This is a genomic window from Kocuria sp. LHG3120 (genome assembly GCF_049897445.1).
Taxonomy (GTDB): domain Bacteria; phylum Actinomycetota; class Actinomycetes; order Actinomycetales; family Micrococcaceae; genus Kocuria; species Kocuria rosea.
The window spans coordinates 1-25955 of the sequence record NZ_JAFCWG010000013.1 but is presented as its reverse complement, the minus strand read 5'-3'; the positions used below and the strand labels follow the sequence as shown (position 1 = coordinate 25955).

The window sequence follows — 25955 nt, the reverse complement described above, 5'->3', positions numbered from 1 at the left end:
GGGTCACCGGCAGCGCGTCCCGGAGGGGTCACACACGCGCCGGTGCTTTCGGGAAGGCCCGCCCGCGGCCTAGCCTGGACGCACGCCCGAGCGCTCCGCTCGGCGGACGGACGGGGACGTCATGCGCAAGACCACGCGGCACAGCACACGGCAGACCACGCAGCCCAGCACGCGGAGGACCGGGCGGACGGGCCGGATGCTGCTCGTCCTGCTGTTCGCCCTCGGACTGGCCTTCCCGGGACTGGTCCTCCCCGGCCTCGGCACCCCGGCGTTCGGGGCCACGGCGATCCAGGCCGAGCACCAGCGGCTCGGGGGAGCGGACGGCCGGCTCGGCCGGGCCCTGGGGGCCGAGCGGTGCGGGCTCGTCCGGGGCGGCTGCTACCAGAAGTTCGAGCGCGGGACCATCCACTGGTCCCCGCGGACCGGGGCCCGTCCCACGTGGGGTGCGATCCGTGCCGCGTGGGCCGCGCAGGACCACGAGCGGGGGCCGCTGGGCTACCCCGTGGGCCGTGAGGTGTGCGGACTGCGCGACGCCGGCTGCCACCAGGCCTTCGAGGGCGGGGTCGTGGTGTGGTCGCGGCCGAGCGGTGCGCATCCCACCGGCGGCGGCATCCGGGCGGCCTGGCTGCGCCACGGCGCGGAGCACGGCGCCCTGGGGTATCCGGTCTCGGCGGAGTCCTGCACGGGCGGCGGCTGCCGGCAGACCTTCCAGCGCGGGTCCGTCAGCTGGGCCCGCGGCGCCGGGACCCGGGTGGTCCGGGAGATCGACCGTGCCGCGTCGGTGTACGTCGTCGTCAACAAGCGCCGCCCCCTCGACCCGGCCGACCACGTGCCGCGCCCCCTCGAGTCCGTGGGCGGGCAGCTCCTGCGGGCGGACGCCGCCGCGGCGTTCCGGCGGATGCAGCGGGCCGCGGCGGCGGACGGGGCTCCTCTGACCGCGGTCAGCGGCTACCGCTCCTACGCCACGCAGGCCGGCCTCTACCGCGACTACGTGGCGCGCTACGGGCAGGCGCAGGCGGACCTGATCTCGGCGAGGCCGGGTCACAGCGAGCACCAGACCGGGCTGGTCATGGACATCGGCGACCCGAGCGGGGAGTGCGGTCTGCAGAGCTGCTTCGAGGGGACCCCGGCCGGGGCGTGGGCGCGCGAGCACGCCCACGAGCACGGCTTCGTCGTGCGGTATCCCCGCGGCCGGACCGCGACCACCGGCTACGCCTACGAGCCGTGGCACCTGCGCTACGTCGGCGTGCACGTGGCCTCCGGCATGGTCGACCAGGACATCCCCACGCTCGAGCACTACATGGGGCTGCCCGCGGCGCCCACCTACTGAGCCCGCCGGGTCCCGCCCGGAGGTCTCCCGTCCGGACCGTCGCGGGACGGGAGCGGACCGGCGGGGACGGGCAGGGGGCGGGTCCCCGGACCCGCCCCCTGCCCGTCGCGCTACAGGTGCCGCTCGTCCGGGCCGTTGTACTCGGACAGCGGGCGGATCAGGGAGTTGGCGGCCACCTGCTCCATGACGTGGGCGGTCCAGCCGGTGATCCGGGCGGCCACGAACAGCGGGGTGAACGTGGGGATGTCGAAGCCCATGAGCCAGTAGGTGGGACCGGCGGGGTAGTCGAGGTTGGGCTTGATGCCCTTCGCCTGGTCCATGGACCGCTCGAGCCCGTTGTACAGGCCCAGCAGCTCGCCCCGGCCGTAGTGGGCGACCATCGTGTCCAGGGCCGCCTTCATGGTGGGCACCCGCGAGTCACCGTGCTTGTACACGCGGTGGCCGAAGCCCATGACCTTCTTCTTCGCCGCCAGGGCCTCGTCCATCCAGGCCTTGGCGCGGGTCTCGGCCTCGGCCTCGGTCTCCTCCTTGCGGATGCCCAGTTCCACGAACGTCTCCATGACGGCCTCGTTGGCCCCGCCGTGCAGCGGGCCCTTGAGCGCGCCGATGGCGGCCGTGACCGCCGAGTGCAGGTCCGACAGGGTCGAGGTCACCACCCGGGCCGTGAACGTCGAGGCGTTGAAGGAGTGCTCGGCGTAGAGGATCATCGACACGTTGAACGCCTCGACGACCTGGGGGTCGGCCTCCTCGCCGAAGGCCATCCACAGGAAGTTCGCCGAGTAGTCGAGGTCGTCGCGCGGGGCCACCACGTCCTGGCCGCGGCGTCGGCGCTGGTCGTAGCAGACGACGGCGGGCATCGCCGCGAACAGCTTCTGCGCCTTGGCCAGGTTCGCCGCGGGGGAGGAGTCCTCGGCCTGCGGGTCCTGGGCGCCCAGGACGGAGGCCGCGGTGCGGCACACGTCCATGGGGTGGCAGGTGGTCGGCAGGGCGTCGATGATCGCCTTGAGCTCGGGCGTCAGCGCCCGGTGCTCCCGCTCCCGGGCCCGGAACTCCGCCAGCTCCTCGTCCGTGGGCAGCTCGCCGTTCCACAGCAGCAGGGCGACCTGCTCGAAGGAGCAGTTCGCCGCGAGCTCCTGGACGGGATAGCCGCGGTAGAGCAGGGAGTTGGTGTCCGGGTTGACCTTGGAGATGGCCGTGTAGTCGGCGACGACGCCGGCCAGTCCCTTGTGGACCTCGCTCTGGGTCTCGGTCATGGTGGTCTCCTTCACGTGGTCGGTGCGGTGGGTGCGGTCAGTGGTGCAGCCCGGGGACCTCGAAGTCGAAGACCCCGGAGTCGAACTGGTTGTACCCGTTGTAGTCCACCAGTTCGTAGAGCCGGGCGCGAGTGAGCATCTCCGGCACGGCCGCCTCCTGGGTGCCGTCGGTGCGGAGGGTGTCCAGCACGCGCTCCATGGCGCCCAGGGCGGCGCGCATCAGGGTCACCGGGTAGATGATCATGTTCACCCCGGCGTCCTGGAGCTGGTCGGCGGTGAACAGCTGCGACTTCCCGAACTCGGTCATGTTCGCCAGGATCGGCACGTCCACCGCGGCCCGCATCGCCTCGAACTCGGACAGGTCGGCCATGGCCTCGGGGAAGATCGCGTCCGCCCCGGCGTCCACCAGGGCCTTCGCCCGGTCGGTGGCGGCGTCCAGGCCCTCGACGCCGCGGATGTCGGTGCGGGCCATGATCAGGAAGTTCGGGTCCCGGCGGGCCTCCGCGGCGGCCCGGATCCGCTTGACGGCGGTGGCCAGGTCCACGACGTTCTTGCCGTCCAGGTGGCCGCAGCGCTTGGGGTTGAACTGGTCCTCGATGTGGCACCCGGCCAGGCCGGCGTTCTCGAGCTCCTGGACGGTGCGGGCCACGTTCATGGGCTCGCCGAAGCCGGTGTCGGCGTCCACGAGGCACGGCAGATCGGTCACCCGGGCGATCTGCCCGGCCCGGGCGGCCACCTCGGGCAGGGCGGTGAGCCCGATGTCGGGGAAGCCGAGCTCGTTGGCGAGCACGGCCCCGGAGATGTAGACGCCGTCGAAGCCCTGCTCCTGGATGAGCTTCGTGGACAACGGGGTGTAGGCGCCGGGGAAGCGGACGGTGCGGGGGCCGGCCAGCATCTCGCGCAGGGCGATCCGCTTGGCCTCGGGGGTGGTGGTGGAGAACAGCATGGCTTAGAAGATTCCCTTCGTGCCGGTGCGCAGGGGATGCGAGGCGGTGACGTTGAGGGCGTCGAGCTCGCCGGCGCCCAGGGCTGGGAGGTTCTCGGCGGCGGCGATGAACCGGTCCAGCTCGTCGTCGGCGACGATCCCGGCGGCCAGCGTCCGCAGCTTGGTGACGTACTGCTCGCGGGCGAACGGGCGGGCGCCCAGCGGGTGGGCGTCGGCCACGGCGATCTCGTCGGTGATCACGGTGCCGTCGGTGAGGGTGATCTCCACCGACCCGCCGAAGGCCTTCTCGCTGATGTCCAGGGAGTGGTAGCGGCGGGTCCACTCGGGGTCCTCGGCGGTGGTCACCTTCTGCCACAGCTCGACGGTGTCCGGGCGTCCGGCGCGCTCCGGGGCGTAGGAGTCCACGTGGTGCCAGGTGCCGTCCTGCAGGGCCACGGTGAAGATGTAGGGGATCGAGTGGTCGAGGGTCTCCCGCGATGCGGTGGGGTCGTACTTCTGCGGGTCGTTGGCCCCGGAGCCGATGACGTAGTGGGTGTGGTGGCTGGTGCGGATCACCACCGAGGTCACGTTGTCGGGGTCCTTTGCCTCGGGGTGCTCCCGGTGCAGCTTGCGGGCCAGGTCGATCCAGGCCTGCGCCTGGTACTCCGCCGAGTGCTCCTTGGTGTAGGTGTCCAGGATCGCGGCCTTGGCCTCCCCGGGGGCCGGCAGCGGGACCTCGTAGGCCGCACCCGGGCCGTCCAGCAGCCAGGCGATGACCCCGTCCTCGCCCTCGTAGATGGGGGTGGGGGAGGTCTGTCCGCGCATCGCGCGGTCCACGGCCTCCACGGCCATCTTCCCGGCGAAGGCCGGGGCGTGGGCCTTCCAGGTGGAGATCTCGCCCTTGCGGGACTGGCGGGTGGCGGTGGTGGTGTGCAGGCCCTGGCCGATGGCGTGGAAGATCGTCTCCACGGGCAGGCCGAGCAGGGTGCCGATCCCGGCGGCCGCGGAGGGGCCGAGGTGGGCGACGTGGTCGATCTTGTGGGCGTGCAGGCAGATCGCCTTCACGAGGTCCACCTGCAGCTCGTAGCCGGTGGCGATGCCGCGGACCAGGTCGTGGCCGGTGGCCCCCACGTGCTGGGCCACGGCCAGGATCGGGGGGATGTTGTCGCCGGGGTGGGAGTACTCGGCGGCCAGGAACGTGTCGTGGTAGTCGAGCTCGCGCACGGCCACGCCGTTGGCCCACGCCGCCCACTCGGGGGAGACCTTGCGGGTGGCGGTGTCCACGCCGTAGAGGCCCGAGCCCGTGCCGCCCGGGGTGGGCGCGTGGGCCAGGGCCTGGTCCCGGGCGGAGACGATCGGGCCGCGGTTGAGGGAGGCGATCGCGACCGAGGCGTTGTCCAGGACCCGGTTGATCACCATCTCCGTCACCTCGGGGGTGACCTCGACCGGGTCGGCGGCGACCTCGGCCATCTTCCAGGCCAGCTGCTCCTCGCGGGGCAGGTTGTCCTTGGACGGGTGGACGCGCACGGAATGGAGAACGGTCATGGGAGTTCCTCTCGTGGGGACGGACGACCGCCGGCGGCGGTCGAAGGGGTGTCCGCGCTCAGCCGGCGGCCTCGAGCGGGGGAGCGGGCTGGACCCACTCCCGGACAGGGGTGGTCAGGACGGCCTGCAGCGAGTTGGCCAGGTGCACACGGGTCGCCGCCTCGGCGAGCTCCTCGGAGCCCTCCGCGACGGCGCGGGCGATCTGGGCGTGCTCGGCGGCGGCGCGCGCGAGCCGGTCGGGGTTGGTGCGGGAGAGCTTGCGCACCCGGGCCAGGTGCAGGCGCAGGGAGCGCTGGGCCGCGGTGAGGTACGGATTGGCCGTGGCCTCGTCGATGGCCCGGTCCATGCGCTCCACGAGGTCGTAGTACCCGGCCCGGTCCGTGCCCGGCCCGTGGAGCTGGGCCACGACCGCCTCGAGCTCGGCGGCCAGCTCCTGGAACGCGACGGGGTCGCGGCGCCGGGCGGCCAGCCGGGCCGCCCGGCAGTCGAGGGCCTCCCGCAGCTCGAACAGGGCGCGGACGTCCTCGAGGGAGACCTGGGAGACCACGACGCCGCGGCCCCGGTGCGCCTCCGCGAGACCGTCGGCGGTGAGCCGGCTGAGGGCCTCGCGGATCGGCGTGCGCGAGATGCCGAAGCGCTCCGACTGCTCGACCTCGCCGAGCACCTGGCCCGGGAGCAGCCGCCATTCGACGATGTCCTCGCGCAGGGCCTCGTAGGCGCGGTCGCTGGCTCGCACGGCTCCCTCCTCGCTCTTGTCGCCCGCGACGGGGAGTGCGCCGCGGACTCTGGGTGACAGGCATCACAATGCACGAGCATTGTATACACAGTTCGGTACGGATGACGAGGGATTTGGTCCGGATCGGCTCGATCGTGCATCTGTGTATACAGAGGTCTTGTCGTGTGTGACCTGCACCACTAGGGTGTCCGGCAGGACCGCAACCCCTGGGAGGGACCCATGAGCACCGACCACCGAACACCGCCGCCGGCCGAGGGCTACGCGGAGGTCTACCGCCGCAGCGTGCAGGACCCGGAGGGGTTCTGGCTCGACGCCGCCCGCGCCGTGGACTGGGTGCGCGAGCCCACCACCGCCCTCGACGACACCGCAGCCCCGCTCTACCGCTGGTTCCCCGACGGCGAGCTCAACACCTCCTACAACGCCCTCGACCGACATGTGGAGGCCGGTCACGGCGAGCGCACCGCGCTCGTCTACGACTCCGCGGTGCTGGGGGTTCAGGAGCGGTTCAGCTACGCGCGCCTGCGGGACGACGTCGCCCTGTTCGCCGGGGCGCTCGCCGCCCGGGGGGTGGGCAAGGGCGACCGGGTGCTCGTCTACCTCCCGATGATCCCGCAGGCCGTCGTGGCGATGCTCGCCTGCGCCCGGCTGGGCGCGGTGCACTCGGTGGTCTTCGGCGGGTTCGCCCCGAAGGAGCTCGCCTCCCGCATCGACGACTCCCGGCCGGTCGTGGTGGTGACCACGACCGGCGGGGTGGAGCCGAGGCGGCGGATCGAGTACATCCCGGCCATCGAGGAGGCCCTGCGGCTCGCCGAGCACGCCCCCGGGACGGTGCTGGTGCACGAGCGCCCGGGGTTCGAGACGACGCTCGAGGACGCCCGGGGCCGGGCCGGGGCCGGCGGGCAGCCGGCCGTCGAGTGGCTCGACTGGGCGGAGGCCGTCGAGGGCGCCGAGCCCGCGGCGCCCGTCCCGGTCGCGGCCACCGACCCGCTCTACGTCCTGTACACCTCCGGGACCACCGGGACCCCCAAGGGCGTGGTCCGCGACAACGGCGGGCACGCCGTGGCCCTGACGTGGTCCATGCGCCACATCTACGACGTCGGCCCCGGCGAGGTGATGTGGACCGCGTCCGACGTCGGCTGGGTGGTGGGCCACTCCTACATCGTCTACGGCCCGCTCCTGGCCGGCGCCACGACCGTGCTCTACGAGGGCAAGCCCGTGGGCACCCCGGACGCCGGGGCGTTCTGGCAGCGTGTCGAGGACCACGGCGTCAAGGTGCTGTTCACGGCGCCCACGGCCCTGCGGGCCATCCGCCGGGCGGATCCCGAGGGCGAGCTGGTGCGCCGGCACGACATCGGCTCCCTGCGGGCCCTGTTCGTGGCGGGGGAGCGGCTCGACCCGGAGACGTACCACTGGGCCGCCCGGGTGCTGGGCGTCCCGGTCGTCGACCACTGGTGGCAGACGGAGACGGGGTGGGCCATCTGCGCCAACCCCTTCGGGATCGAGCGGATGCCCCTGAAGGCCGGCTCGCCGTCCGTGCCGGTGCCGGGCTACCGGGTGGAGATCCTGGACCCGCTGGGCCGGCCGGTGGAGACCGGCGAGGAGGGCAACATCGCCCTGCGCCTCCCGCTGCCGCCGGGCACGCTCCCCACGCTGTGGGGCGACGACCAGCGGTTCGTGGACTCCTACCTCAGCGCGTTCCCCGGCTACTACGCCACGGGTGACTCCGGCCACGTGGACGAGGACGGCTACGTCTACGTCATGGGGCGCACCGACGACGTCATCAACGTCTCCGGGCACCGCCTGTCCACCGGGGCCATGGAGCAGGTCCTCGCCTCCCACCCGGCGGTGGCCGAGTGCGCCGTGATCGGGGTGGGGGACCCGCTGAAGGGCCAGCGGCCGTCCGGGTACGTGGTGCTCAAGACCGGTGCCGGCGTCCCGCCGGAGCAGCTCCGGGAGGAGCTCGTGGCGCTCGTGCGCCGGCAGATCGGGGCGGTGGCGGACTTCAAGGACGTGGCCGTGGTGGAGGGGCTCCCCAAGACCCGCTCGGGGAAGATCCTGCGCAAGACCATGCGGCAGATGGCCGACGGCGAGGACTACACCGTGCCCTCGACGATCGAGGACGCCTCCGTGCTGGAGGCCCTCGAGGGCGTGCTGCGCCCGCCGAGCGGTTCGTGACGCTCCGGCGCACGGCACGGGGTCAGCGGCCGGGGGAGACGTCCTGCCCGGCCCAGCCGTACTCGAGCTCGGGCCGCCCGGGGGTGCCGTGGCGCGGGCGGCGCTGCACGAGGCCCCGGGCCGTCAGGTGCTCGAGGTAGCGCCGCGCCGTGACCCGGGACAGCGTGCTGCGCTCGGCGACCTCACCGGCCGAGAGCCACTCCCCGCCCCGGATCAGCGCGGTGACGGACTCGAGGGTCTGCGGGGACAGGCCCTTGGGCGCGTCCGGGCGGGTGGGCGCGCCCAGGGCCGCGAACGCGCGGTCCACCTCCGCTTGGCCCACCGTCCCGGCCGCGCCCAGGGCGGAGCGGTAGCGCCGGTAGGCGTCGAGCTTCTCCTCGAACACGGCGTAGGTGAAGGGCTTGATGAGGTAGCCGACCACGCCCAGGGTGCTCGCGGCCCGGACGGTCGCCACGTCCCGGTGCGCCGTGATCACCAGCAGGTCCACCGTCTCGCCGCGGGCGCGCAGGGTCCGTGCCACGTCGAGACCGGACATGTCCGGCAGGTTCACGTCCAGCAGCACCAGGTCCACGGGTCGCCCCGCCCGCCGGGCGGCCTGCACGGCCTGCACGGCCGTCCGCCCGGACACGGCGGTGGCGGCCGCCTCGAAGCCCGGTGGGCGCTCGACGTACTGGGCGTGGGCGGCGGCGGTGAGCGGCTCGTCGTCGACGACCAGGACGCGGACCGGCGCGCTCACGGGGCCCGCCCCGCCGCGGCGTCGCGGGCCACCGGGACGGTCACCGTGAACACGGCCCCGCCGTCGTTGCGGTGCTCGATCCGCGCGCCCCACCGCTCGACGACCTCCCGCACCAGGTGCAGGCCCACGCCGCGGCCCTCCGGGCCGGCCGGCTTCGTGGTGACGCCGAGCTCGAACACCTCCCGGGCGAGGTCGTCGGGGACCCCCATCCCGGTGTCGGCGACGGTGATCACGACCGCGTCCCGGGCAGGGTCCGCGGCGTCGGGCGCCCGGGCGATCTCGACCTCGACGACCGGGCGGACCCGGTCGGCGTTGGCCGCGGCGGCCTCGACGGCGTTGTCGACGAGGTTGCCGACGAGGGTCACGAGGTCGGCGGGGGAGACGGGGATCCGGGGCGCGTCCGGGTCGACGACGACCTCCAGCTCCACGCCGCGCTCGTGGGCCGCGGCGGTCTTGCCGACCAGCAGGGCCGCGAGGAACGGGTCGTCGAGGTGGGCGAGGAGGTCGTCGGACAGCACCCGGGTGCGCACCATGTCCGCCGAGGCGAAGCCGAGGGCCTCCTCGTCCCGGCCGAGCTCCAGCAGGGAGACGACCGTGTGCATGCGGTTGGCGTGCTCGTGGGTCTGGGCCCGCAGCGCCCCGGCCAGCGTCGCGGTGGCGCGCAGCTGTCCCGAGAGCCGCGAGATCTCGGTGTGGTCCCGCAGGATCACGATCGTGCCGCGCCCCGCGAGCGCTCCGCGGGCCGGGAGGGCCGAGACGATGAGGGTGCGCTCCCCGACCACGAACCACTGCTCCTGCACGGGCGCGCCGGCGCGCAGGAGGACCGCCAGCGCGTCCGGCAGGTCCAGGTCCGTGACGGGGAGGGGTTCGTGCCGGGCCGGTCCCGGGGCCGCCGGCGCCCGGACCCCGAGCAGCTCCCGGGCCCGGGCGTTGAGCACCTGCACCGCGCCGGTCGTGTCCACGAGCAGGAGGCCCTCCGTGGCCTCGTTGAGCACGGCGTCGTGCAGCGCGTGCACCTGGGCGAGCTCCTCCGGCCCCCAGCCGTGGGTGACCCGGCCCAGGTACCGGGAGCCGAGGGCCGCGACCGTCGCCGACGCGGCCAGCAGCAGCAGCCCGACGAGGAGCACCGCCGGCAGCTGGGCGAGCGCCTGCTGCGAGACGGCCTCGAGGAGGACACCGGTGGCCACGAGCGCCACGACCGTGCCGTCCCCGTCCCGGACCGGGGTGATCGTGCGCACGGAGGGGCCGAGGTTGCCGTGCTCCGTGCTGGTCCAGGTCTGCCCGGCGAGCGCGTGCGAGCGGTCCCCGCGGTAGGCCTCGCCGACCGAGGAGGGCAGGGGGTGCGTCCAGCGGGTGCCGTCCGGGGCCATGATCGTGACGAAGTCGAGGTCCGTGTCCGCGAGCAGCCGGTCCGTGAGCGGCTGCAGCACGGCGTGCGGGTCCGGCCCGCCCACCGCCTCGAGCACGTACGGGTCGTCCGCGAGGGCCGTGGCGAGGACCCGGGTCACCGCCTCGGCGCGCTCCACGACCGCGCCGCGCTCGTGGGCGAACAGGACCAGGGAGACGGCGAGGGTCACCAGCGCGACGACGGCGAGCTGCATCAGGAAGAAGCGCCGGGCCAGGGACATGTCCGCTCCTTGATCTCCCGGTCGTCCCTCCCTCTGTTGTGGTGGGCGTCACGACCATTATGACCACAACACGACAGGGCGCCGGGCCGCGGTGAGACTCGTCACATCGGCCCGATCCCGGGTCCCGCGCTCCACCCCACCGCGCTACCCACCCGAACCGGAGGACAAGCATGGCCACCGTCGCCACGGACCCCGTCGACCCGCAGCCGCCCGCCCAGAAGCAGAAGAAGGACAGGACGCACTACCTGTACGTCTTCGTGATCGTCGCCGTCGTCGCCGGCGCCGTCCTGGGCCTCCTGGCCCCCGAGTTCGCCCAGACGCTCAAGCCGGTCGGCACCGCGTTCATCGCCCTGATCAAGATGATGATCGCCCCCATCATCTTCTGCACGATCGTCCTGGGCGTCGGCTCCATCGCCAAGGCGGCGACCGTCGGCAAGGTCGGCGGCCTGGCCCTGGCCTACTTCATGGCGATGTCCACCATGGCACTGGGCATCGGCCTGGTGGTGGGCAACCTCATCCACCCGGGCGAGGGCCTGAACATCCAGGGCTCGGAGTACGAGGTCACGGACGCGGGCCACGGCGACGGGGAGGGCGGGACCATCGGGTTCCTGCTCGGCATCATCCCCACGTCCCTGCTGTCCTCCCTGACCGAGGGCAACATCCTGCAGACCCTGTTCGTGGCGCTCATCGTGGGCTTCGCGCTGCAGCAGATGGGCCCGGCCGGCAAGCCCGTGCTCAAGGCCGTCGGCTACGTCCAGGCCCTGGTCTTCCGGATCCTGATCATGGTCATGTGGGTCGCCCCCATCGGGGCGTTCGGCGCGATCGCCGGTGTGGTCGGCGAGACCGGCGTCCAGGCCATCGTCTCGATGGCCACCTTGATGATCGCCTTCTACCTCACCTGCGTCCTGTTCATCGTGGTGGTCCTGGGCGGGCTCCTGAAGGCGGTCACGGGGATCAACATCTTCCGGCTCATGAAGTACCTGGGCCGCGAGTACCTGCTGATCTTCTCGACCTCCTCCTCCGAGGCGGCCCTGCCCCGGCTCATCGCCAAGATGGAGCACGTGGGCGTCTCCAAGCCCGTGGTCGGCGTCACGGTCCCGACCGGATACTCCTTCAACCTGGACGGCACCGCCATCTACCTGACCATGGCCGCCCTGTTCGTCGCCTCCGCGATGGGCAGCCCGCTGGCCATCGGCGAGCAGATCTCCCTCCTGGTGTTCATGATCATCGCCTCGAAGGGCGCCGCCGGGGTCACCGGCGCCGGCCTGGCCACCCTGGCGGGCGGCCTGCAGTCCCACCGCCCCGACCTGGTCGACGGGGTCGGCATCATCGTCGGCATCGACCGCTTCATGTCCGAGGCCCGCGCCCTGACCAACTTCACCGGCAACGCCGTGGCCACCCTGCTGATCGGCAAGTGGACCCGCGAGATCGACCTCGTCCAGGTGGAGCGCGTGCTCTCCGGCCAGGACCGGTTCGACGAGTCCACCATGGCCGCCCACTCGCACGGCACCGCCGAGGACCGGCCCGCCGCCGAGCCCGCTCCCGGGGCCCGGGTGGAGGACTCCGTCGCGGAGAAGCTCGAGGCCGCGGCCGGCGCCGGAGCGCGCTGACCCGTCCCCGCACCGGGACCCGTGTCCGGCCCGCGCCCGCCGCGCCCCGGAGGGGGCGCGGCGGGCGCGGGCCGTCGTCGTCCGCCGGCTCCACCGTGCCCGGGAATTCGGGGCCGCCCGGCGGCGGCGGTACCCTGGTAGCTGATCGAGTCCAGGAAAACCCCAGGTCGGCCCGTCCGGCCCGGGCCGCCCCGTGCCCGGGGCCGGTCCGCCCGAGCGCGACCACGAACGAAAGAGCGGTGCCACGAGTGAGCCAGCAGAGCGACGAGAGGAACCCCGGCACGGGCGAGGCCGGGACGGGAACCGTCGGCCTGACCGGCCGTCCCGCCCGCGACTTCCCCGAGCCGCCCGAGCTCTCCACCCACGGGCCCGCCCGGATCATCGCGATGGTCAACCAGAAGGGCGGGGTCGGGAAGACCACCTCGACCATCAACCTCGGCGCGGCGCTCGCCGAGCTGGGGCGCAAGGTCCTGCTCGTCGACTTCGATCCGCAGGGCGCCCTCTCCGCCGGCCTCGGCGCCAACCCGCACGAGCTGGAGCTGACGGTCTACAACGTCATGATGGACCGCTCCGTGGACGTCTGGGACGTGGTCCAGGAGACCGACGTCGAGGGCGTCGACCTGCTCCCCGCGAACATCGACCTCTCCGCGGCGGAGGTGCAGCTCGTCACCGAGGTGGCCCGCGAGCAGGTGCTGGCCAGTGCCCTGCGCAAGCTCGAGGAGCACTACGACGTCATCATCATCGACTGCCAGCCCTCGCTGGGGCTGCTGACGGTCAACGCGCTGACCGCCGCGCACGGGGTGGTCATCCCGCTCATCGCGGAGTTCTTCGCCCTGCGCGCCGTGGCGCTGCTCGTGGACTCCATCGAGAAGGTCCAGGACCGGCTCAACCCCCGCCTGCAGATCGACGGGGTGCTCGCCACGATGTTCGACTCCCGGACCCTGCACTCCCGCGAGGTCATGGCCCGGATCGTGGACGCCTTCGGCGACAAGGTCTTCGACACCGTCATCAAGCGCACCGTGAAGTTCCCGGACGCCACGGTGGCCGCCGAGCCCATCCTCTCCTTCGCCACGGCCCACCAGGGCGCCGAGTCCTACCGTCAGCTGGCGCGGGAGCTCATCTCGCGCGGCGGCGCACCCTGATGCACCCCGAGGAGCCGCCGGTCCCCGAGGGTCCCGGCGGCTTCGCGGTGCAGCTGGAGGACTTCGCGGGGCCCTTCGAGGTGCTGCTCTCCCTGATCGCCAAGCACGAGCTGGACATCACCCGGATCGCGCTGGCCACCGTCACGGACGAGTTCCTCCAGTACGTGCGCGCCCTGCACGAGATCGGCTCGCCCCGCGCCCTCGACGAGGCCAGCGAGTTCCTCGTGGTCGCCGCGACGCTCCTGGACCTCAAGGCCGCTCGGCTGCTGCCGCGCGGGGAGGTCGAGGACGAGGAGGACGTGGCCCTGCTGGAGGCGCGGGACCTGCTCTTCGCCCGGCTGCTGCAGTACAAGGCGTTCAAGGAGGTGGCCGTGCTGCTCGACGAGCGGATGCGGGCCGAGTCCACCCGCCTGCCCCGGTCGGTGCCGCTGGACCCGGAGGTGGCGGCCGTGCTGCCCGAGCTCGACTGGCGGACCACCCCGGAGCAGTTCGCCGCGATCGCCCGCTCCGTCTTCGTGCCCCGCCCCGGGGCGCCCGCGGAGGTCGGGGTGGACCACCTGCACGGGGCCGCCGTGACGGTCCGGGACGAGGCGGAGATCCTCGCCGGGCTGCTCGAGGACGGAGCCCCGCGCTCCTTCCGGGTGCTCGTCGCGGACGCCGGGTCCACCCTCGCGGTGGTCGTGCGGTTCCTGGCGCTGCTCGAGATGTACCGGGACGCGGTGCTCGAGCTCGCCCAGGAGCAGCCGCTGGGGGAGCTGACGGTCCGCTGGACCGGGGCGGGCACCGGGTGGACCGCCGACCGTCTGTCCGAGGACGCCGCGGGCCCGGCTGCCGTCGTCGCGGCCCCGGACGGGGTCCCGGCCGCCTCGGGGGCCCCGGCGTGAGCCCCGCGGCCGAGGGCGGGCCGGACCTCGAGGCGCTGCCCGGCGGGGTGCGGGCCGCCGTCGAGGCGATCCTGATGGTGGCCGACGAGCCCGTCAGCGAGTACGAGATCGCCGCCGCCCTCGTGGTCCCGGTCGCCACCGTGCAGCGGGTCCTCGACCGGCTCCGCGCGGAGTACGACGGCGTCGCCGCCGATCCGGGGTATGATGGGACGTTGGCGCCGCGCGGGTTCGAGCTGCGCAGCACCGGTGCCGGCTGGCGGATCCACTCGCGCAGCGAGTTCGCCCCCGTCGTCTCCGCGTTCGTCGCGGAGGGACAGACCGCCCGGCTGTCGCAGGCGGCCCTGGAGACCCTGGCCGTCGTGGCCTACCGCCAGCCCGTGAGCCGGGGACGCATCTCCGCGATCCGCGGGGTCAACGTCGACGGCGTCGTCCGCACGCTCGTGCAGCGAGGCCTGATCCGCGAGCTCGAGCGGGACGGCGAGTCCGGCGCCGTGCTCTACGGCACCACCACGTTCTTCCTGGAGAAGATGGGCATCGGCTCGCTCGACGAGCTCCCCGACATCGCCCCTCATCTGCCGGGCATCGACCAGATCGACCACTACGAGGACTGAGACACCACCATGGCCACTTCACGTTCATCATCCGGCCGCCCCGGGCCCGGCGGCCGCCGCGCCCCCGGCTCCCAGGGCGGCCAGAAGCCCCGCACCGGCCAGGGCGGCACGTCGTTCCAGGGCGGGAAGGGCGCTCCTGGCCGCGGCCCCGCCAAGGGTGGCGCAGCCAAGAGTGGCGCAGCCAAGGGGGGCGCCGGCAAGGGTGGCGCAGCCAAGGGCGGGTCCTCGACGGGCACCGGTCAGGACCGCGGGCCCCGCCCGTTCGCGTCCTCCGAGAAGAGCTCCCGGCGGATGCCCGCCACCCCGTACCGCCCGCCGCACCGGAAGCGCCGCCCCAAGAACCCGCCCGTGGACCGGCTCGACCAGCACGACCCGGACGGGGTGCGCCTGCAGAAGCTCATGGCCCAGGCCGGCGTGGCCTCGCGGCGCGTGTGCGAGGAGATGATCGAGGCCGGCCGCGTGCAGGTCAACGGGGAGACCATCACCGAGCTCGGCATCCGCGTGGACCCGGACACCGTCGAGATCCACGTCGACGGCGTCCGCGTGCAGCTCGACGAGAACCTCGTCTACTACGCCTTCAACAAGCCCGAGGGGGTGCTCTCCACCATGGAGGACCCCGAGGGCCGGCCGTGCGTGGCCGACTACCTCAACCAGCAGAAGAACGAGCGCGTCTTCCACGTGGGCCGCCTCGACGTCGAGACCGAGGGCCTCCTGCTGCTGACCAACGACGGCGAGCTGACCAACCGGCTCACCCACCCCTCCTACGAGGTCCCCAAGACCTACCTCGTGCAGGTCCGCGGGCCCATGGAGAAGGGCGTCGGCGCGGCCATGAAGGCCGGCATCGAGCTCGAGGACGGCATCGCCTCCGTCGACTCCTTCCGGCTCGTGGACTCCACCCCCGGCCACCTGCTGGTCGAGGTCGTCCTGCACTCCGGGCGCAACCGCATCGTGCGCCGGCTCTTCGACGCCGTGGGCCACCCCGTCGAGAAGCTCGTGCGCACCGAGGTCGGCCCCATCCGGATCGGGGACCAGCGCCAGGGCACCATCCGCCGCCTGTCGAAGACCGAGGTCGGGCACCTCCTCGCCTCGGTGGGCATGTAGGGAGCGCCCGTGACGCAGACCCCCACCGCACCGCCGACCCCCGCGGCGACCGCCGGGCCCGTGCTCGTGGTCGGCGCCGGCCTGCTCGGCGCCAGCATCGGCCTGGGCCTGCGCCACCTCGGCGTGGACGTCTGGCTGCAGGACTCCTCGCCCACCGCCGAGGCCGTGGCCCAGGACATCGGCGCCGGCCGCTCCTGCCGCGCGGCGGGGCAGGACCGGGTGCCGGAGCCGGCCCTCGTCGTCGTCGCCACCCCGCCCGACGTCACCGCCGAGACCGTGGTCGAGGCGCTGGGACGCCACCCGGAGGCGGTCGTCCTCGACATCGCCTCCGTGAAGGAGTCCGTGCTGGAGGACGTGCGCGCCCGGGGCGGGGACCTCACCCGCTACGTGGGCACCCACCCCATGGCCGGGCGGGAGAAGTCCGGCCCCGTGGCCGCCCGCGGCGAGCTGTTCACGTCCATGCCCTGGGTCGTGTGCGACTCCGGCCGCTCCGCGCCCGCGGCGCTGGCCGCGGCGAAGAACCTGGCCGTGGACCTCGGGGCGACGGTCACGTTCATGGACGCCCGCGAGCACGACGCGACCGTGGCGCTGATCTCCCACCTGCCGCAGGTGATGTCCTCCCTGCTGGCCTCCCGGCTGCAGGACACCCCGCTGCACCACCTGTCCCTCGCGGGCCAGGGGCTGCGGGACACCACCCGCATCGCCGCCTCCGACCCCGGCCTGTGGGTGCAGATCCTCTCCGCGAACGCCGCTCCCGTGGTGGCGTCCCTGCACGGGGTGCGCGAGGACCTCGACCGGCTCATCGCCACGCTCGAGGCCCCGCGGGCCCCGGGCGCCCGGCTGGACATCGCCCAGCTGATGTCGGAGGGCAACGCCGGCCGGGCCCGGATCCCGGGCAAGCACGGCGGCGCGCCCCGCGCGTTCGCGACCCTCACCGTGCTCGTCGGGGACGTCCCCGGGCAGATCGCCCGGCTGCTCACCGAGATCGGGGAGATCGGCGTCAACCTCGAGGACCTGCGCCTCGAGCACTCCCCGGGCCAGCCCGTGGGCCTCGTCGAGGTCTCCGTGCTGCCCAACCGCCGCAAGGAACTCGTCGAGGCGCTCCAGGAGCGCGGATGGAAGGTCGTGCAGTGAACACCGGAACGAACACCGCCCGCAGCGCAGCACCCGGCACCGGGACGCCGGCCGCCGCCGGCCGGCAGCTGGTCGTCGCCATCGACGGGCCCTCCGGCTCCGGCAAGTCCAGCGTGTCCAAGGAGGTCGCCCGCCGCTTCGGCCTCGCCTACCTGGACACGGGCGCGATGTACCGCGCGCTGACGTGGTGGTGCCTCGACCGCGGGGTGGACCTCTCCGACGGCGGCGCCGTGGTCGAGGCCGCCCGCTCCTTCCCGCTCGCCCAGGGCACCGACCCCGACCGGGAGCTGGTGTTCGTGGGCGGGACCGACGTGGGCGTCGAGATCCGCGGCGCCCGGGTGACCGAGGCGGTCAGCGCCGTGGCCACCAACCAGGCCGCGCGGGCGGTGCTGGTGGCCCGCCAGCAGGAGCTCATCGCGGACAGCGGCCGGCGCATCGTGGCCGAGGGCCGGGACACCACCACCGTGGTGGCCCCCGACGCCGACGCCCGGATCCTGCTCACCGCCGACGAACGGGCCCGGATGGCCCGGCGCGGCCTGCAGAACGGCGGCGTCGAGGACGCCGAGCAGCTGCGGGCCCGGGTCGTGGGCCGGGACGCCAAGGACGCGACGGTCGTGAACTTCACCGAGGCCGCCGACGGCGTCGTGACGATCGACTCCTCCGAGCTCACCGTGGAGCAGACCGTCCAGGCCGTCATCGACGTGGTCGTCCGGGCCGCGGGCCGCTCCGCCTGAACCGCTCCGCACCGCCTCCCCCGACATTTTTCCGCACCCCGACCGGCCGCACCCGGCCCAGCGAAGGACAGCCATGACCGGCAACCCCGAGAACTCCGCGCACGACACCGCCCACGACCCCTACGAGGCCGAGATCCTCGGCGGCACCACGGACGACGTCGCCCAGCGGCTCGCGGCCATCGACGACGACGAGGCCGAGCAGCGCGCGCAGGCGCTGCGGGCCGGGCTCGAGGACTACGAGCTCGACGAGGAGGACGCCGCGCTGCTCGCCGAGTGGGCGGAGGACGGGGACCAGGCCCCCGTGCGCCGGCCCGCCCCGGTGCTCGCCATCGTGGGCCGCCCCAACGTCGGCAAGTCGACCCTCGTCAACCGCATCCTCGGCCGGCGCGAGGCCGTCGTGGAGGACACCCCGGGCGTGACCCGGGACCGCGTCTCCTACCGGGCCACCTGGAACGGGCGCAACTTCACCCTCGTGGACACCGGCGGGTGGGAGTACGACGCCAAGGGCATCAACGCCCGCGTCGCCGAGCAGGCCGAGATGGCCGTGGAGTTCGCCGACGCCGTGCTGCTCGTGCTCGACGCCACCGTGGGCGTCACCGCCGCGGACGAGGCCATCGTGAAGATGCTGCGCAAGGTCCGGAAGCCGGTGATCCTGGTCGCCAACAAGGTGGACTCCCCGCAGCTCGAGGTCGAGGCCACCTACCTGTGGTCCCTCGGCATGGGGGAGCCGCACCCGGTGTCCGCCCTGCACGGGCGCGGCGCCGCCGACGTCCTCGACGCGGTCACGGACCTGCTGCCGGAGTTCTCCGCCGTGGCCGAGACCGAGCTGACCGGCGGGCCCCGCCGCGTGGCGCTCATCGGGCGCCCGAACGTGGGCAAGTCCTCGCTGCTCAACAAGCTGGCCGGCTCCGAGCGCGTCGTCGTGGATCCCCTGGCCGGGACCACCCGCGACCCCGTGGACGAGCTCATCGAGCTGGGCGGCAAGCCCTGGCGCTTCATCGACACCGCGGGCATCCGCCGCCGCGTGCACATGGCCCAGGGCGCGGACTTCTACGCGTCCCTGCGCACCCAGGCCGCCCTCGAGCGCGCCGAGGTGGCCGTGGTGCTGCTGGCCGCGGACGAGGTGCTCTCCGAGCAGGACGTCCGCATCCTGCAGCTGGCCGTGGACTCCGGGCGCGCCCTCGTGCTCGCCTTCAACAAGTGGGACCTCATGGACGAGGACCGCCGCTACTACCTGGAGCGGGAGATCGACCGCGACCTCGCGCACGTGGCCTGGGCGCCGCGGGTGAACGTCTCGGCGAAGACCGGCTGGCACAAGGACCGGCTGGTCCCCGCCCTGGAGACCGCCCTGGCCTCGTGGGACACCCGCGTCCCCACCGGGCGGCTCAACGCGTTCCTCGGCGAGATCGTGGCCGCCCACCCGCACCCCGTGCGCGGCGGCAAGCAGCCGCGCATCCTCTTCGGCACCCAGGCCTCCTCCCGGCCGCCGCGCTTCGTGCTGTTCACCACCGGTTTCCTCGACCCCGGGTACCGGCGGTTCATCACCCGCCGCCTCCGCGAGACCTTCGGTTTCGAGGGCACCCCCATCGAGGTGTCCATGCGCGTGCGGGAGAAGCGGAACCGGAAGCGCTGAGGCGCCCGCCGAGATGAATTCCGCCGGAGCTTGCTGTAATGTGATGCGAGTGCTCGGGGCGGGAACGTACTGAGCACTTCGGGCTGTGGCGCAGCTTGGTAGCGCACTTGACTGGGGGTCAAGGGGTCGCAGGTTCAAATCCTGTCAGCCCGACGATTCGAGGCCGGTGGACCGCGGGAACGCGGACCACCGGCCTTCTCTCGTTCCCGGGGACGGCGCCTCCGGCACCCGTGCTGCCTACCGGCGGGCCCGGGAAGCCGACTCCCGCAGCCGGTCCAGGTCGAGGTCCGGCCGGCCGCCGGCGCTGCCGACCACCTCGGCCGCCGCCGCCGCGGCCCACCAGGCGGCGGACTCGGGGCTCTCCCCGCGCAGCAGCGCGACGGTGAGCGCGGCCACGAACGAGTCGCCCGCCCCGGTGGGGTCCACGGGATCCTCGCCCAGGTGGGGCAGGAGCACGTGCCCGCCCGGCCAGGCGACCACGTCGCCCTCGCCGGTGGCCAGGGCGACGACGCGCGGGCCCTCCGCGAGCAGCGACTCCGCGGCCCGCACCGTCCCCGGCACGTCCTGCGGCGCCCAGCCCACCAGTGCCTCCGTCTCGGCGGTGTCCGCGCGCACCACGTCCGCGGTGCCCAGCACCCGCCGGCGCACCGCCCCGTCCGCCGGGGCGCCGTCGGCCACCACGATCGCGCCCCCCGCCGCGGCCGCCTCGAGGGCCTCCGTCACGGCCGCCCCCGGCTGCTGCAGCTGCACCAGCACGGCGTCCGCCGAGCGCAGCAGGTCCCGGCTCGCGCGCACGTCCCCGGCGTCCAGCAGCATCCCGGCGTCCACGTCCTCCAGCAGGCGGCGGACCCCGCGCGGCCCCACGAGGTCGACGAGCAGCGCGGTCGGGGCGCCGGCGCGGCGCACCACGGCGCCGACGTCGATCCCTTCGGCCGCGGCCTGGGCGAGCACCTCCGTGCCGGCGGAGTCGGTGCCCACGACCCCCACCAGGGCGACCTCGGCGCCGAGCTGGCGGCACGCCACGGCCTGGTTCGCGCCCTTGCCGCCGAGCAGCTCCTGCCGCTCGAGCACGTCGGCGGAACCGCCCTCCGCCGGCAGCTCCGCCACGGTCAGCACGAGATCCCGTCCCACCTGTCCGACCACCACGACACCGGACATCCGGCACTCCTTCCTCCGAGCGGCTCCGCTCGCGAGCCTAGAGCACTCCGGCCGCGGAGCCGACGGCGGTCGGGCGGTGCGGGGCGACCCGGCAGCGGGGGCGGAGCCCCGCCGCCGACCGCGGCGCATACACTGCACGGGACGTCGAGTGCTCCGGTCCCCGGGGCCGACCGCGAAGGAGCGCCGGAGTTGAACGACCTGCACACCCTGCCCAAGGCGGAGCTGCACCTGCACATCGAGGGCACCCTCGAGCCCGAGCTCGCGTTCGCGCTCGCCGCCAAGAACGGGGTGGAGATGCCCTACGGCTCCGTCGAGGAGCTGCGGCGGCAGTACGACTTCGAGGACCTGTCCTCGTTCCTCGCGCTCTACTACGCCACGATGGCGGTGCTGCGCGACGCCTCCGACTTCGAGGCGCTGACCCGGGCCTACCTCGAGCGCGCGGCGGCGCAGGGCCTGCGGCACGTCGACGTCTTCTTCGACCCGCAGGCGCACACCGCCCGCGGCGTGCCGCTCGGGACGGTGGTCGACGGCATCCGCGCCGCCCTCGACGCCGCCCGGGCCGAGCACGGCCTCACCAGCACGCTGCTGCTGTGCTTCCTGCGGGACCGGCCCGCCGCGGAGGCCGTCGAGCTCTTCGACTCCCTCGGGGACCAGCTGCCGCGCATCGACGGGATCGGCCTCGACTCGGCCGAGGTCGGCCATCCCCCGGCCCTCTTCGAGGAGGTCTACGCGCGGGCGCGGGCGGCCGGACTGCACGTCGTCGCCCACGCGGGGGAGGAGGCGGGTCCCGAGTACGTCCGGGAGGCCCTCGACGTGCTCCGCGTGGAGCGGGTGGACCACGGCATCCAGTGCCTGAGCGACCCGGCGCTCGTGGACCGCCTCGTCGCGGAGCGGGTCCCGCTCACCGTGTGCCCGCTGTCCAACGTGCGGCTGCGCGTGGTCGACACGCTCGCCGACCACCCGGTCCTGGACATGCTCGAACGCGGGCTGCTGGTCACGGTCAACTCCGACGACCCGGCCTACTTCGGCGGCTACGTGGGGGACGTCTTCCAGGACCTGCGCGACGCGCTGGGACTGACCGACGAGCAGGCCGTCGCACTGGCCCGCAACTCGGTGGACGCGTCCTTCGCGGGGACGGAGCGCAAGCGGGCGATCCACGCCGAGATCACCGCGTGGGAGGGCCGCTGAGCGGCCGACACCCGCGAGGTCCCGCGCCCCCGGGCCACGGGGACGTCTGTGCCATAATCGAGCCGACCGCACCCGCCGGACCAGGAGCCACCCCATGAGCAACATCCCCGCCGACCTGTCCTACACGGCCGAGCACGAGTGGATCGCGGGCCCCGACGCCGACGGCGCGGTGCGCATCGGGATCACCGACCACGCGCAGGGCGAACTGGGCGACGTCGTGTTCGTCCAGCTGCCCGAGGTGGGGGAGAGCGTCGAGGCGGGCGCCGCCGTGGGCGAGATCGAGTCCACCAAGTCCGTGAGCGACATCTTCGCCCCCGTCTCCGGCGAGGTCACCGCGGTCAACGAGGCGCTCGAGGCCGAGCCCGGGACCGTGAACTCCGCCCCCTACGCGGAGGGCTGGCTGTTCGCGGTCCGCCCCTCCGGCGAGGACTACCGCTCCGGGCTGCTCGACGCCGAGGGGTACGCCGCCCAGCTCGACTGACCCGCGCAGGACCCGACCACGCGCGAGCCGGGACGTGTCCCGGCCGCCCCTCCGTGTCTCCACCACCCGGTACACTGACAAGCAACCGGGTGGCTCCGGCCGGTCGCCCGGGGACCGCCGGGACAGGAGGTCGCGGGGCAGGGGTCCCACAGGACCCGTCCACCAACACGTCACCAGTCGAGGGAAGAGATGTCCAGAACCCAGAACGGCTCGAACGCACCCCAGGGGGAGCCGGAGACCACGTCGATCCAGATCGTGGCCGAGGTCCTCTCGCACGCGGCTTCGCACAAGCTCTCCCCCGAGGAGAGCTCGGCGGTCTCCGCGCTCCCGCCGCGCAGCGCCCTGCTCGTGGCCCACGACAGCGGCGGCTCCGGGTCACGCTTCCTGCTGGACCGGGACGAGGTCCCCGCCGGCCGCCACCCGTCCTCCGAGATCTTCCTGGACGACGTCACCGTCTCGCGCCGGCACGCGCGGTTCGTCCGGCGCGGCGACTCCTTCGAGATCATCGACTCCGGATCCCTGAACGGCACCTACGTCAACGGCGACCGCGTGGACAGCGCGCAGCTGGACAACGGCGACGAGGTCCAGATCGGGAAGTTCCGGTTCACGTTCTACCGTTCGCTGCGCTCGCAGTCGGACCAGTAGAAGGGAGCCATGACCGACCCCGCGGAGACCGATCCCCACCGGGACGACGTCCAGCACGAGGCCCGGGTGGGCATCAGCGCCGTGCTCAAGGAGCTCGGCGAGGACCACCCCGGCATCACCGCCTCGAAGCTGCGCTTCCTGGAGGACAAGGGCCTGGTCCACCCGGCGCGCACCGCGTCCGGCTACCGCAAGTTCTCGCGCGCGGACGTGGACCGGCTGCGCCGGATCCTGGAGCTCCAGCGCGACCGCTACCTCCCGCTGAAGGTGATCCGGGAGCGGCTGGACGCCGACGAGGACGCCCGCGCCGACGACGCCCGGCGCACCGCGGAGCCCGCCGACCCGGTCACCGCCCCCCTGCCGGTCGTCAGCGCGCCGCGCACCTACAACCTGCGGGAGCTCGCCGCCCGCACGGGCGCCGGCATCCCGCTCGTCCGCGAGCTCGTGAGCTACGGGCTGATCCGGGAGCAGAACGGCGCCTTCGACGACCACGCCCTCGCCATCACCCGGGCGGCCCTCGCGCTGACGGCCCACGGCCTGGAACCGCGCCACCTGCGCCCCTTCAAGGCCGCCGCGGACCGGGAGCTGGGCCTCGTGGAGCGCGCCGTCGCGCCCCTCACCTCCCGCCGGGACGCCGCCTCGAGGGCCCGCGCGGTCGAGCGCGCCCAGGAGATCTCGGGCCTGTGCCTCACCATCCACACCTCGCTCGTGCGCTCGGAGATCGCCGCGCTCCAGGAGCGCGCCGCGGTGGAGGGCTGACGTGGCCGTGCACCAGGTCCTGATGGAGATCGCGGGCGTCCGCATGGACGTGCCGTCGGCGCAGCCCGTCGTCGTCCTCCGCGAGGTCGAGGGCGGACGGCACCTGCCGATCTGGATCGGAACGAACGAGGCAACGTCCATCGTCTTCGCCGTGCAGGGGATCGAGCCGCCCCGGCCCCTGACGCACGACCTCGTGCTGTCGGTGGCCACCGCGTTCGGGCGCACGCTCACCCGGGTGCGGATCCACACGGTGGAGGAGGGGGTCTTCCACGCCGCGCTCGAGTTCTCGGACGGCACGGTTGTCGACTCCCGCGCCTCGGACGCGATCGCCCTGGCCGCCCGCACCGACTGCCCCATCCTGTGCACCGAGACCGTCCTCGACGAAGCCGGTCTCGTGATGAGCGGGGACGGGGAGCTGCGGGAGCCGTCCCCCCGCGCGGGGGAGGGGGAGCCGCAGCTGCCCCCGGAGACGCAGGTCGAGCAGTTCCGCGACTTCCTCGACAACGTCGACCCCGAGGACTTCTGAGCCGTCCCCATCCGCCCGACACGGGGTCCCGGCCCCTGATGTCTTTGACCCCGTCCCCGGGGAGGTCTACCGTCATAAGGTGTACTCGAGGTGTTCCCGGGGGGATCCGGACGTCTCTGTGAGACCATCCACTCCCGGCGCCGCGAGCACCGGGTCCACGAGCGAGGAGGCGGCGTGAGCGAACGCGAGCAGCCCGGCGGCCCTCCGGCGCACGGCACCCAGGGCGTCCTCTTCGACGACTCCGTGATCCGGGACGAGTCCGTCGGCTACCGCGGCCCCACCGCCTGCAAGGCCGCGGGCATCACCTACCGGCAGCTCGACTACTGGGCGCGGACCGGTCTCGTGGAGCCCACCGTGCGCGGCGCCTCCGGGTCCGGCACGCAGCGGCTCTACAGCTTCCGCGACATCCTCGTCCTGAAGATCGTCAAGCGGCTCCTGGACACCGGCGTCTCCCTGCAGCAGATCCGCACCGCCGTGGGGGCGCTGCGCGCCCAGGGCGTGGAGGACCTGGCCCGGCTCACCATGATGAGCGACGGCGCCAGCGTCTACGCGTGCACGTCCCCCCACGAGGTCATCGACCTGGTGCAGGGCGGACAGGGCGTCTTCGGGATCGCCGTGGGCCGGGTGTGGCGCGAGGTCGAGGGGACCCTCGCGGCGCTCCCCGGGGAGCACACCGGAGCGGACCGCGCCCCCGCCCAGGAGCCGCTGCCCGGGGACGAGCTCTCCGAGCGCCGGGCCCGCCGGCAGAGCGCGGGCTGAGCCGGGCGGCTCAGGACGAGCCGTCGAGCAGACCCTGCAGGATCGCCGTGTACCGCCCGGAGATGTCCTGGGCCTCCGCTCCCGGCCAGCGGTGGATCGGCCAGGCCGCGCCCTGCGCCTGCTGCCAGACGGGCAGGTCCGGGATCACCGGGCTGACCAGCAGGGGGCCGAACAGCTCCTGCAGCTCGTCCAGGCGGTGCCGGTGCTCCACCGACGAGTGCTGGACCTTGTTGACCACCACCCCGGCAGCCGGCACGGCCCACGTGCGGCTCTGCTCGAACTGGGCGATCGCCGTCATCGTGCGCTTGGTGCCCGCCACCGAGAACAGCGAGGGCTCCGCCACCGAGAGCACCTTGTCGCTGGCGGCCCACGCCGTGCGGGTCAGCGCGCTCAGGGTGGGCGGGCAGTCGACCAGCACCAGGTCGTACCCCTGGGCGCCGGAGAGCGCGCGCTCCAGCCGACCGAGGTCCTTCTCCCGGTACTCGGAGCGGTCGAGGTGGGACGAGCGGGCCGAGCCCGGGGCGACGTCGAGGGCCCTGCTGTCCAGGCCGGCCCGCACCGCCCAGGCCGAGGCCACGACCACGCGCTCGAGCGCTCCCCGGCGCGGCCTGCGCAGCACCTCTCCGATGTCGTGACCGCGCTCCGGGTGCACGCCCAGCCCGGTCGTGGCGTCGGCGTGCGGGTCGAGGTCCACCACCAGCGTGGGCACTCCCGCCTGCAGAGCCGCCGAGGCGATCCCCAGGGTCACGGAGGACTTGCCGACACCGCCCTTGAGGCTGCTGACGCTGACGATCTGCACGGAGGGGACACCCTTCGCTCGCGGGGAAACGGGAGGAGCGGCTCCTCGGGTCCGGGATCGGGGGCCGCGGCGAGGAGACGGCTGCGCCCATCGTAGCCGGGCGGGCGCGCTCCGCCCCGCTCCGGCGCGGAGCCGCCCGCGGCCGCCCCGCCCCCGCGCCGCCGCCGTGTACGCTGACCACGACGTCGCTCTGTGACAGCAGTCACAGTGTGCCCCGGGGTGGCGTGGTTCACTGGTCAGGACCGCCCGCGGACGGCCATGCTGACCGTGTGCGCGACGTTGTCCGACCTTCGACGAATCAGTGCCCGGGTGTCCGCCGAACGGCCCCGGGTGCGGAACGGGTGTTGATGTTCTCCAAGATCCTGGTGGCCAATCGCGGCGAGATCGCGATCCGTGCTTTCCGTGCCGCCTACGAGCTGGGCGCCAAGACGGTGGCGGTGTTCCCGTACGAGGACCGCAACTCGAT

The 25955-nt window shown here is 73.7% G+C and carries 25 protein-coding genes and 1 tRNA gene; 18 read left to right on the top strand and 8 right to left on the bottom strand.

Annotated features, from left to right (window positions below; all coding sequences use genetic code 11):
- Positions 1–121 precede the first annotated feature (121 nt).
- Positions 122–1330 carry a D-alanyl-D-alanine carboxypeptidase family protein gene (locus ACP7CD_RS18080; protein WP_426120807.1) on the top strand — a complete coding sequence of 403 codons (1209 nt, stop codon included), beginning with the start codon at positions 122–124 and terminating at the stop codon, positions 1328–1330.
- Positions 1331–1440: 110 nt separating this feature from the next.
- Here ACP7CD_RS18080 and ACP7CD_RS18075 read toward each other — a convergent pair whose 3' ends face one another.
- The 4 genes from ACP7CD_RS18075 to ACP7CD_RS18060 are packed head-to-tail and all read right to left on the bottom strand — an operon-like array spanning position 1441 to position 5789.
- On the bottom strand, positions 1441–2583 hold the full coding sequence (locus ACP7CD_RS18075; RefSeq protein WP_109223012.1) for a bifunctional 2-methylcitrate synthase/citrate synthase: 1143 nt from the start codon (positions 2581–2583) through the stop codon (positions 1441–1443).
- A 37-nt stretch (positions 2584–2620) separates the two neighbouring features.
- Positions 2621–3529 (bottom strand): methylisocitrate lyase, encoded by a 909-nt coding sequence (prpB, locus tag ACP7CD_RS18070; protein WP_017834269.1) that lies wholly within the window; start codon positions 3527–3529, stop codon positions 2621–2623.
- A 3-nt stretch (positions 3530–3532) separates the two neighbouring features.
- Positions 3533–5053 carry an MmgE/PrpD family protein gene (locus ACP7CD_RS18065; protein WP_426120806.1) on the bottom strand — a complete coding sequence of 507 codons (1521 nt, stop codon included), beginning with the start codon at positions 5051–5053 and terminating at the stop codon, positions 3533–3535.
- Between the two features lie 58 nt (positions 5054–5111).
- Positions 5112–5789, bottom strand: a complete 678-nt coding sequence (locus tag ACP7CD_RS18060; RefSeq protein WP_017834267.1) for a GntR family transcriptional regulator — start codon at positions 5787–5789, stop codon at positions 5112–5114.
- 219 nt (positions 5790–6008) lie between these two features.
- Here ACP7CD_RS18060 and ACP7CD_RS18055 point away from each other — a divergent pair, with 219 nt between their 5' ends.
- A complete protein-coding gene (locus tag ACP7CD_RS18055) occupies positions 6009–7964 on the top strand; it encodes an AMP-binding protein (protein WP_426120805.1) in 1956 nt (651 codons plus the stop codon).
- Between the two features lie 22 nt (positions 7965–7986).
- Here the strand turns inward: ACP7CD_RS18055 and ACP7CD_RS18050 are convergent, their stop codons facing one another.
- The gene (locus ACP7CD_RS18050; RefSeq protein WP_426120804.1) at positions 7987–8700 is read right to left on the bottom strand and encodes a response regulator; all 714 of its coding nucleotides are present in this window, start codon (positions 8698–8700) and stop codon (positions 7987–7989) included.
- Entirely contained in the window at positions 8697–10328 is a 1632-nt protein-coding gene (locus ACP7CD_RS18045) for a sensor histidine kinase (RefSeq protein WP_115162557.1), read from the bottom strand. Before ACP7CD_RS18045 ends, ACP7CD_RS18050 begins: the two co-directional genes overlap by 4 nt.
- A gap of 170 nt (positions 10329–10498) precedes the next feature.
- Between ACP7CD_RS18045 and ACP7CD_RS18040 the strand changes: the two genes are divergently transcribed.
- The 9 genes from ACP7CD_RS18040 to ACP7CD_RS18000 all read left to right on the top strand — a co-directional run bounded on the left by ACP7CD_RS18040 (position 10499) and on the right by ACP7CD_RS18000 (position 19330).
- Positions 10499–11938, top strand: a complete 1440-nt coding sequence (locus ACP7CD_RS18040; RefSeq protein ID WP_115162558.1) for a cation:dicarboxylate symporter family transporter — start codon at positions 10499–10501, stop codon at positions 11936–11938.
- Between the two features lie 248 nt (positions 11939–12186).
- Positions 12187–13080: a ParA family protein gene (locus tag ACP7CD_RS18035; RefSeq protein ID WP_017833723.1), complete on the top strand. Its 894-nt coding sequence runs from the start codon at positions 12187–12189 to the stop codon at positions 13078–13080.
- The gene (locus ACP7CD_RS18030) at positions 13080–13964 is read left to right on the top strand and encodes a segregation and condensation protein A (protein ID WP_095651625.1); all 885 of its coding nucleotides are present in this window, start codon (positions 13080–13082) and stop codon (positions 13962–13964) included. The genes ACP7CD_RS18035 and ACP7CD_RS18030 overlap by 1 nt, the downstream gene beginning before the upstream one ends.
- On the top strand, positions 13961–14575 hold the full coding sequence (gene scpB, locus ACP7CD_RS18025) for an SMC-Scp complex subunit ScpB (protein WP_017833721.1): 615 nt from the start codon (positions 13961–13963) through the stop codon (positions 14573–14575). Before ACP7CD_RS18030 ends, scpB begins: the two co-directional genes overlap by 4 nt.
- 9 nt (positions 14576–14584) lie before the next feature.
- Positions 14585–15676, top strand: a complete 1092-nt coding sequence (locus ACP7CD_RS18020; RefSeq protein ID WP_035924067.1) for a pseudouridine synthase — start codon at positions 14585–14587, stop codon at positions 15674–15676.
- A gap of 9 nt (positions 15677–15685) precedes the next feature.
- Entirely contained in the window at positions 15686–16810 is a 1125-nt protein-coding gene (locus ACP7CD_RS18015; protein WP_017833719.1) for a prephenate dehydrogenase, read from the top strand.
- Entirely contained in the window at positions 16807–17544 is a 738-nt protein-coding gene (cmk, locus tag ACP7CD_RS18010) for a (d)CMP kinase (protein ID WP_241975562.1), read from the top strand. The genes ACP7CD_RS18015 and cmk overlap by 4 nt, the downstream gene beginning before the upstream one ends.
- A gap of 73 nt (positions 17545–17617) precedes the next feature.
- On the top strand, positions 17618–19177 hold the full coding sequence (der, locus tag ACP7CD_RS18005; protein ID WP_017833717.1) for a ribosome biogenesis GTPase Der: 1560 nt from the start codon (positions 17618–17620) through the stop codon (positions 19175–19177).
- Between the two features lie 79 nt (positions 19178–19256).
- A tRNA-Pro gene (locus ACP7CD_RS18000) sits at positions 19257–19330 on the top strand.
- 84 nt (positions 19331–19414) lie between these two features.
- Here ACP7CD_RS18000 and ACP7CD_RS17995 read toward each other — a convergent pair.
- On the bottom strand, positions 19415–20335 hold the full coding sequence (locus ACP7CD_RS17995; RefSeq protein ID WP_426120803.1) for a PfkB family carbohydrate kinase: 921 nt from the start codon (positions 20333–20335) through the stop codon (positions 19415–19417).
- 189 nt (positions 20336–20524) lie between these two features.
- Between ACP7CD_RS17995 and ACP7CD_RS17990 the strand changes: the two genes are divergently transcribed.
- From ACP7CD_RS17990 to ACP7CD_RS17965, 6 genes are all read left to right on the top strand, one after another.
- Positions 20525–21523: an adenosine deaminase gene (locus tag ACP7CD_RS17990; protein ID WP_426120802.1), complete on the top strand. Its 999-nt coding sequence runs from the start codon at positions 20525–20527 to the stop codon at positions 21521–21523.
- Between the two features lie 94 nt (positions 21524–21617).
- Complete coding sequence (gene gcvH / locus ACP7CD_RS17985) at positions 21618–22004, top strand: glycine cleavage system protein GcvH (protein ID WP_017833714.1); 387 nt, start codon at positions 21618–21620, stop codon at positions 22002–22004.
- Positions 22005–22193: 189 nt separating this feature from the next.
- Complete coding sequence (locus tag ACP7CD_RS17980; RefSeq protein WP_017833713.1) at positions 22194–22649, top strand: FHA domain-containing protein; 456 nt, start codon at positions 22194–22196, stop codon at positions 22647–22649.
- 9 nt (positions 22650–22658) lie between these two features.
- Entirely contained in the window at positions 22659–23405 is a 747-nt protein-coding gene (locus ACP7CD_RS17975) for a MerR family transcriptional regulator (RefSeq protein ID WP_017833712.1), read from the top strand.
- Between the two features lies 1 nt (position 23406).
- On the top strand, positions 23407–23931 hold the full coding sequence (locus ACP7CD_RS17970) for a bifunctional nuclease family protein (protein ID WP_017833711.1): 525 nt from the start codon (positions 23407–23409) through the stop codon (positions 23929–23931).
- A 174-nt stretch (positions 23932–24105) separates the two neighbouring features.
- Positions 24106–24690: a MerR family transcriptional regulator gene (locus tag ACP7CD_RS17965; protein WP_017833710.1), complete on the top strand. Its 585-nt coding sequence runs from the start codon at positions 24106–24108 to the stop codon at positions 24688–24690.
- Between the two features lie 10 nt (positions 24691–24700).
- On the opposite strand, the gene ACP7CD_RS17960 is transcribed toward ACP7CD_RS17965, so the two are convergent.
- The gene (locus ACP7CD_RS17960; RefSeq protein ID WP_017833709.1) at positions 24701–25489 is read right to left on the bottom strand and encodes a ParA family protein; all 789 of its coding nucleotides are present in this window, start codon (positions 25487–25489) and stop codon (positions 24701–24703) included.
- A gap of 347 nt (positions 25490–25836) precedes the next feature.
- Between ACP7CD_RS17960 and ACP7CD_RS17955 the strand changes: the two genes are divergently transcribed.
- Positions 25837–25955 (top strand): biotin carboxylase N-terminal domain-containing protein (locus ACP7CD_RS17955; RefSeq protein WP_426120810.1); only part of this gene is annotated, 119 nt, incomplete at its 3' end.

Excerpts from the sequence above, each read along its gene's own strand:
- der (WP_017833717.1), top strand. The coding sequence starts at position 17,618 with ATGACCGGCAACCCCGAGAACTCCGCGCACGACACCGCCCACGACCCC.
- ACP7CD_RS18065 (WP_426120806.1), bottom strand. The coding sequence starts at position 5,053 with ATGACCGTTCTCCATTCCGTGCGCGTCCACCCGTCCAAGGACAACCTG.
- ACP7CD_RS18055 (WP_426120805.1), top strand. The coding sequence starts at position 6,009 with ATGAGCACCGACCACCGAACACCGCCGCCGGCCGAGGGCTACGCGGAG.
- ACP7CD_RS18030 (WP_095651625.1), top strand. The coding sequence starts at position 13,080 with ATGCACCCCGAGGAGCCGCCGGTCCCCGAGGGTCCCGGCGGCTTCGCG.
- ACP7CD_RS17980 (WP_017833713.1), top strand. The coding sequence starts at position 22,194 with ATGTCCAGAACCCAGAACGGCTCGAACGCACCCCAGGGGGAGCCGGAG.
- ACP7CD_RS18020 (WP_035924067.1), top strand. The coding sequence starts at position 14,585 with ATGGCCACTTCACGTTCATCATCCGGCCGCCCCGGGCCCGGCGGCCGC.
- prpB (WP_017834269.1), bottom strand. The coding sequence starts at position 3,529 with ATGCTGTTCTCCACCACCACCCCCGAGGCCAAGCGGATCGCCCTGCGC.
- ACP7CD_RS18080 (WP_426120807.1), top strand. The coding sequence starts at position 122 with ATGCGCAAGACCACGCGGCACAGCACACGGCAGACCACGCAGCCCAGC.
- ACP7CD_RS18045 (WP_115162557.1), bottom strand. The coding sequence starts at position 10,328 with ATGTCCCTGGCCCGGCGCTTCTTCCTGATGCAGCTCGCCGTCGTCGCG.
- ACP7CD_RS17975 (WP_017833712.1), top strand. The coding sequence starts at position 22,659 with ATGACCGACCCCGCGGAGACCGATCCCCACCGGGACGACGTCCAGCAC.
- ACP7CD_RS18040 (WP_115162558.1), top strand. The coding sequence starts at position 10,499 with ATGGCCACCGTCGCCACGGACCCCGTCGACCCGCAGCCGCCCGCCCAG.
- ACP7CD_RS17995 (WP_426120803.1), bottom strand. The coding sequence starts at position 20,335 with ATGTCCGGTGTCGTGGTGGTCGGACAGGTGGGACGGGATCTCGTGCTG.
- gcvH (WP_017833714.1), top strand. The coding sequence starts at position 21,618 with ATGAGCAACATCCCCGCCGACCTGTCCTACACGGCCGAGCACGAGTGG.
- ACP7CD_RS18075 (WP_109223012.1), bottom strand. The coding sequence starts at position 2,583 with ATGACCGAGACCCAGAGCGAGGTCCACAAGGGACTGGCCGGCGTCGTC.